The organism is Bhargavaea beijingensis (assembly GCF_900101985.1).
GTDB classification, from domain to species: Bacteria; Bacillota; Bacilli; order Bacillales_A; family Planococcaceae; genus Bhargavaea; species Bhargavaea beijingensis.
The window spans coordinates 38,952-45,107 of sequence record NZ_FNAR01000022.1; the positions used below are offsets into that span (position 1 = coordinate 38,952).

Consider the following 6,156-nt stretch of genomic DNA (forward strand, 5'->3'; position numbering starts at 1 on the left):
TGTTTTCTCGTCAAGCGGCCCTGTTAATGAATATAAAAGAGCCTTCCCGCAAATGGGGAAGGCTCTATTCAGATTACTCGGACAGGGTGACGTTTTTCAGTTGATAGATACCGGAAGTATCAATATCAAAGCCTTTGACGTTGTTTGCGAGTCCTGTCAGGTATTCTTGGTGGTGAATATAGATCATTGGCGCATCTTCGATCAGATGTTCCTGAACTTTGTTGTAGATATCCTGACGGGCTTCAGGATCGGTTTCCTGGCGGCCTTCGTCAAGGAGCTTATCGACTTCAGGGTTTTCGTAGAACGAGCGGTTGCCCGGGTCCCCCTTCTGGGACGAGTGGAAGAGGGCATACATGCCGTAGTCCGCGTCGCCTGTCGGGTTGGACCAGCCGAGGATGAACATGTCGTGCTCACCTGCAGCTGTCTTTTCGAGGTACGTGCCGAATTCCATCTGTTCGATCTTGACGTCGATGCCGACTTCCTTCAGTTCCTGCTGGAGAAGGACCGCAGAGTCAACACGCTGCGGGTTGTCGTTTGTCCAGATCGTCGTGGAGAAACCATCAGCGTAGCCTGCTTCTTCAAGCAGCTTTTTCGCTTTTTCAACGTTGTTCTCAAGCGGCTTGGCGTCTTCATTGTAGCCGAAGATGCCAGGCGCAAGAGGGCCTTTCGCCGGGATGCCGAATCCTTCGTAAACGCCGGAGATAATGTCTTCCTTGTTTACGAGCATCGAGATCGCCTGGCGGACGCGGACGTCGTTGAACGGTTCTTTTTCCGTGTTGAAGCCGATATACGAGAGGCTCGAAGATGGCTTCTGGTGGACCGTGCCGCTGCCGGAGTCGTTGATCTGCTGGACTTCGTTGGGCTGGACCGGGTCGATGATGTGCGCGTTGCCCGTTTCAAGCTCGGCCACGCGTGTTGCTGCTTCAGGGACAACCTTGAAGGTGACCGAGTCGACCTTGGCCGGTTCGTTCCAGTAGTCTTCGTTTTTCACAACCTTGATCTCGGAGCCCGGTTTCCAGCTTTCAAACTTGAAGTAGCCGGTTCCCACAGGAGTCTCGGAGATGACGGAGCCCGGCTCTTCGCCGTTTTCCATCGCCGCATAGTCTTCTTCGATGGACTTAGGGCTGATGATGCTGCCGCCGTTATGGGACAGGTGGGCGAGAAGCGGTGCAAATGGGTATGCTGTCTTGATCTGGACTGTTTGGTCATCGACAACATCCACGCTCTCGATCATCTCGAAAAGGAAGTAGCGAGGAGAAGCGACTTTCGGGTCGCGAACTCGATCGAGGCTCTTCTTGACTGCCTCAGCGTTGAATTCTTCGCCGTCATGGAATTTGACGCCTTCCTGGAGCTTGAACTCCCAAGTCGTGTCGTCGATTGCGTTCCATTCCGTCGCAAGGCCAGGTTCGATCTCATTGTTGTCATTTCGGTTGACAAGTGTTTCAAAGATGTTTGCCTGGATGTTGGAGGACGGAACATCGTTTGATCCAGCCGGGTCAAGCGATGAAGCATCGGAAAGGACTGCGAGAATGAGGTCGCCGCCTTCTTCGCCGCCTTCAGTTGTTCCATCTTCGCCCTGGCTGCCGTCTTTGCTTCCGCTGTCGGATGCGTTATCATTTCCGCCGCCGGCACAAGCCGCGAGGAACATGGAGACGACCAGCATCAGGACCAAGAGCAACAATGAGCTGCGCTTATTCTTCATGCAAATTCTCCCCCTATTTTGTTTTTTGATATTGCGCAATCGACCGCAATATTCAGAAAGAATATACCATACCAAATAGTCGGTGACAATAGCCGTTCTTTGAAATCGGCTCAAGGTTGGTATAAATGTAGAGAGCCTTTCGCGATTCAACCCGGTAGTGTCGAAAAGAGAATTTGAAAGTATCGAAAATTGTATCATTTTTGTATTTTTCATTTTTAAATATTGTATGTCGAATTTGCACTATTCATGGTAAACTATCGATTACACATATTGAGAAAAAGGCGGCACTTAACTGCCGTTATGGGGAAAGAGGGATTACTATGTCTGAGCAAACAGCCAAAGCCACTACAAGTGAAAAGGCTTACAATCCTCGCCTCGAGCTTTACAAGGGCTTTTGGAGACGGTTCAAAAAGAACAAGTCGGCCCTTGTAGGCGGGATTATTGTGCTGTTTTTCATCTTGTTGGCCATCTTCGGGCCGATGCTGGTGAATACCAACCCGAACGCCACGGACATCGCCAATAAGCTCCAGCCCCCGTCCGGGGAGCACTGGTTCGGCACTGACAACTACGGGCGGGACATTTTCGCGAGGATTGTCCACGGCACAAAACTTACGCTCGTCGTAGGCTTTGTTTCCGTTATGATCGGCGGAATCATCGGTGTCCTGTTCGGAATCGTTTCCGGCTACTACGGCGGTAAGGTGGATACGATCATCATGCGCCTGATGGATATCCTGCTCGCCTTCCCGGGGATTCTCCTTGCGCTCGCAATCGTGAGCGTGCTCGGCGGCAGCCTCCAGAACATGATTATCGCGATCGGGATTTTCTCGGTTCCGACCTTTGCGCGGATTGTTCGCGGATCGACACTGTCCGTCAGGAAACTGGAATACATCGACGCCATGCGGGCGCTTGGTGCATCTGATTTCCGGATTATCTTCAAGCATATTCTTCCGAACGTCCTGTCCCCGATCATCGTCCAGGCGACACTCCGGATTGCGACCGCAGTCCTGACGGCGAGCGGCCTGTCCTTCCTCGGGCTCGGCGCCCAGCCGCCGACTCCGGAATGGGGCGCGATGCTGTCGGCCGGACGGTCGTATATGGCGGAGTCGCCGCACATGATTCTGATTCCGGGACTGGCCATCGTCCTCGTCGTTCTTGCATTCAACATCTTCGGCGACGGACTGCGCGATGCGCTTGATCCGAAGGCGAACAAATAAGGAGGGAGAAGCGAAATGCTCAAATACATCATCCGGCGGGTCCTTCAGACCATCCCGGTGCTTATCGGTGTCTCCATTCTCGTCTTCTCCCTGATGCACCTGATCCCGGGCAACCCTGCCCAGATCATTGCGGGAGAAGGTGCTTCGGAGCAGACAGTCAGGCAGATCGAGGAGCGCCTCGGCCTGAATGACCCGATCCATATCCAATACTTCAACTATATGAGCGGCGTCCTCCAGGGCGACCTCGGCAATTCCGTCCGGAGCGGCCGCGCTGTTTCCGACGAGATCGCAACACGCTTCTGGGTCACGGTGGAGCTGTCCTTCTATGCCACCGTCCTCGCCGTCTTCCTCGGACTGATGGCGGGGATCATCTCGGCGGTCCGCCGCTATACGCTGGCGGACACCGCCATCATGATCGTGGCGCTGTTCGGATTGTCCATGCCGAACTTCTGGCTCGGCCTTGTCCTTATCGACTGGTTTGCCATCGGCGGGGATTGGCTGCCGGAGTGGGCAAAACTTCGTCCTTCGGGATGGGGAGACTCCTGGCGGCAAGTCATCCTGCCGGTCATCACGCTCGGAACAGGCGGCGCGGCGATCATCGCCCGCATGACCCGGTCTTCGATGCTTGAAGTCATCAACCAGGATTACATCCGGACGGCCCGGGCAAAAGGGCTCACCGACCGCATCGTCACTTACCGGCACGCGCTCAAGAATGCGCTCATCCCGGTCGTGACGGTCGTCGGGCTTGAATTCGGCGGCTTCCTCGGAGGCGCTGTCCTGACAGAGACGATCTTTGCCATCAACGGCATGGGCCGGCTGACAGTCCAGGCCATCACCCAGCGGGACTTCCCGATTGTCCAGGGTGCCGTGCTGGTCCTCTCCGTCCTGTTCGTTTTCGTTAACCTGATCGTCGATATTTCATATAAGCTGCTCAACAAGCGGATCGACCTGAACTGATCGGTCCCGGCCAACGGCCCAAGGAGGAAAGATCATTGGAAGAAACGATTTTGGATGTGCGCGGCCTGCGCACCTCTTTCTTCACGGACGAGGGAGAAGTCAAAGCCGTCGATGGCGTGAGCTTCTCCGTCCCGAAAGGTAAAACATTAGGAATCGTAGGCGAGTCGGGATCCGGCAAGAGCATCACCTCTCTGTCGATCCTCCGGCTTCTTGCGGAAAACGGCAAGGTGGTCGACGGCGAGATCCGGTATAAAGGCGAGAATATCCTGGATTTCTCGGAAAAGAAGATGCGAAGCCTCCGGGGGAACAAGATCTCGATGATCTTCCAGGAGCCGATGACCTCGCTGAACCCGGTCTTCACGGTCGGCCAGCAGATTTCAGAATCACTTACCACCCACCAGGGAATGAACAAAAAGCAGGCGATGGCCAAATCCGTCGACTTGCTGAAGCTGGTCGGCATCCCGTCTCCGGAAAAGCGCGTGACCCAATATCCTTATGAACTGTCAGGCGGTATGCGCCAGCGTGTCATGATTGCGATGGCTTTGGCCTGCAATCCGGAAATCCTTGTCGCGGACGAGCCGACAACCGCGCTTGACGTAACGATCCAGGCACAGATACTTGGCCTGATCAAAGATCTTCAGAACCGCCTCGGCATGTCTGTGATTCTTATCACGCATGATCTTGGCGTCGTCGCGGAAACTTGTGATTATGTCGCTGTCATGTACGCGGGACAGGTTGTCGAATACAGCGATGTGCGGACACTGTTCCGCAAGCCGCGCCATCCGTATACGGTCGGGCTGCTCAAATCGCTGCCGCGTCCTGATGCCGACCAGGAAAAACTGGTCCCGATCCACGGCATGGTGCCGTCGCCGTTTAACATGCCGAAGGGCTGCCGGTTTGCTCCGCGCTGCCCGGCGGCGACCGATCTTTGCCGCGAAAAACTGCCGGATCTGTTTGATGACGGAGAAGGCAACCAGGTACGCTGCTGGATCTATGATGAAGAATGGCCGGGTCCGAAGGAGGTGGATGTCTTTGGAGAAAAGAGAATTGCTCAAGGTTGATGGGCTGAAGCAGCACTTCCCGATCAAGGGCGGCTTCTTCGGCCGCACGGTCAACCATGTCAAAGCGGTCGATGATATCAGCTTCACTGTGTATGAAGGGGAAACCGTCAGCATCGTCGGTGAATCCGGGTGCGGAAAATCCACAACCGGGCGCGCGATCCTCAGGCTTGAGGAACCGTCAGACGGAAAGGTGTACTTCGAAGGCACCGACCTCGCTTCCTTGTCGAAGTCGGAAATGCGGAAATACCGGAAGGATCTCCAGATTATCTTCCAGGACCCGTACGCCTCGATCAACCCGCGCCAGTCGATTTCGGATGTCCTGAATGAAGCGATGGAAATCCAGAATGTGCTTCCGAGGAAAGAGCGCCGCAAGCGGATCATCGAACTGCTGGAAACGGTCGGATTGAACGGCAGTCAGGCTGACCGCTATCCGCATGAATTTTCGGGTGGCCAGCGCCAGCGGATCGGCATCGCCCGCGCGCTGTCGGTGAACCCGAAGCTCATCATCTGCGACGAAGCCGTATCGGCGCTCGACGTCTCCATCCAGGCCCAGGTGTTGAATCTGCTTGAAGAGTTGCAGGATGAGTACGGACTCACCTATCTGTTCATTTCCCATGACCTCGGTGTGGTCCGCCACATCTCGGACCGTGTGATCGTCATGTATCTTGGGAAGATTGTGGAGATCGGAGACAAAGTATCGATCTTCGACAGCCCAAAACACCCGTACACGAAGGCGCTCCTGTCAGCGATTCCCGTTCCGGATCCGGATCGGGAGCGGGAACACGTCGTTCTCCGCGGCGATGTGCCTTCGCCGATTGACCCGCCATCGGGTTGCCGCTTCCACACGCGCTGCCCGTTCGCGCAGGAAAAGTGCCGGGTCGACGTGCCGGAACTTGTCACGCACGATGGCATGAAGCAAGGCCACGAAGCCGCCTGCCACTTCGTCGAAGAAATCGAAAGCGGCCAGCTTAAACCGAACTACATGGAAAAAGCGGCTTTTTAATTAATATAGAAGGAATTCAAACCCGTTGCCGGAAAGGCAGCGGGTTTTCCGATTGGAATTGCTTACGGAGCGGATTTGCCATATGGGTTGCGGATTTGCAGTATGGGGCGCGGGTTTGCCGTATGGGATGCGGATTTGCAGTATGGGGCGCGGGTTTGCAGTATGGGATGCGGGTTTGCCGTATGGGTTGCGGGTTTGCCGTATGGGTTGCGGATTTGC

General features: G+C 55.2%; 5 protein-coding genes. 4 read left to right on the forward strand and 1 reads right to left on the reverse strand.

Features of this window, described 5'->3' with window-relative positions:
• Window positions 1-73: 73 nt before the first annotated feature.
• Window positions 74-1,702 carry a glutathione ABC transporter substrate-binding protein gene (locus tag BLT01_RS12885; protein WP_092098414.1) on the reverse strand — a complete coding sequence of 543 codons (1,629 nt, stop codon included), beginning with the start codon at window positions 1,700-1,702 and terminating at the stop codon, window positions 74-76.
• Between the two features lie 320 nt (window positions 1,703-2,022).
• Between BLT01_RS12885 and nikC the strand changes: the two genes are divergently transcribed.
• The 4 genes from nikC to BLT01_RS12905 are packed head-to-tail and all read left to right on the forward strand — an operon-like array spanning window position 2,023 to window position 5,937.
• Entirely contained in the window at window positions 2,023-2,916 is an 894-nt protein-coding gene (gene nikC, locus BLT01_RS12890; RefSeq protein WP_092098416.1) for a nickel transporter permease, read from the forward strand.
• A gap of 15 nt (window positions 2,917-2,931) precedes the next feature.
• Window positions 2,932-3,873: an ABC transporter permease gene (locus tag BLT01_RS12895; protein WP_092098418.1), complete on the forward strand. Its 942-nt coding sequence runs from the start codon at window positions 2,932-2,934 to the stop codon at window positions 3,871-3,873.
• Window positions 3,874-3,908: 35 nt separating this feature from the next.
• A complete protein-coding gene (locus BLT01_RS12900; RefSeq protein WP_092098420.1) occupies window positions 3,909-4,934 on the forward strand; it encodes an ABC transporter ATP-binding protein in 1,026 nt (341 codons plus the stop codon).
• Entirely contained in the window at window positions 4,900-5,937 is a 1,038-nt protein-coding gene (locus BLT01_RS12905) for an ABC transporter ATP-binding protein (RefSeq protein ID WP_092098422.1), read from the forward strand. Before BLT01_RS12900 ends, BLT01_RS12905 begins: the two co-directional genes overlap by 35 nt.
• Window positions 5,938-6,156: the final 219 nt, after the last annotated feature.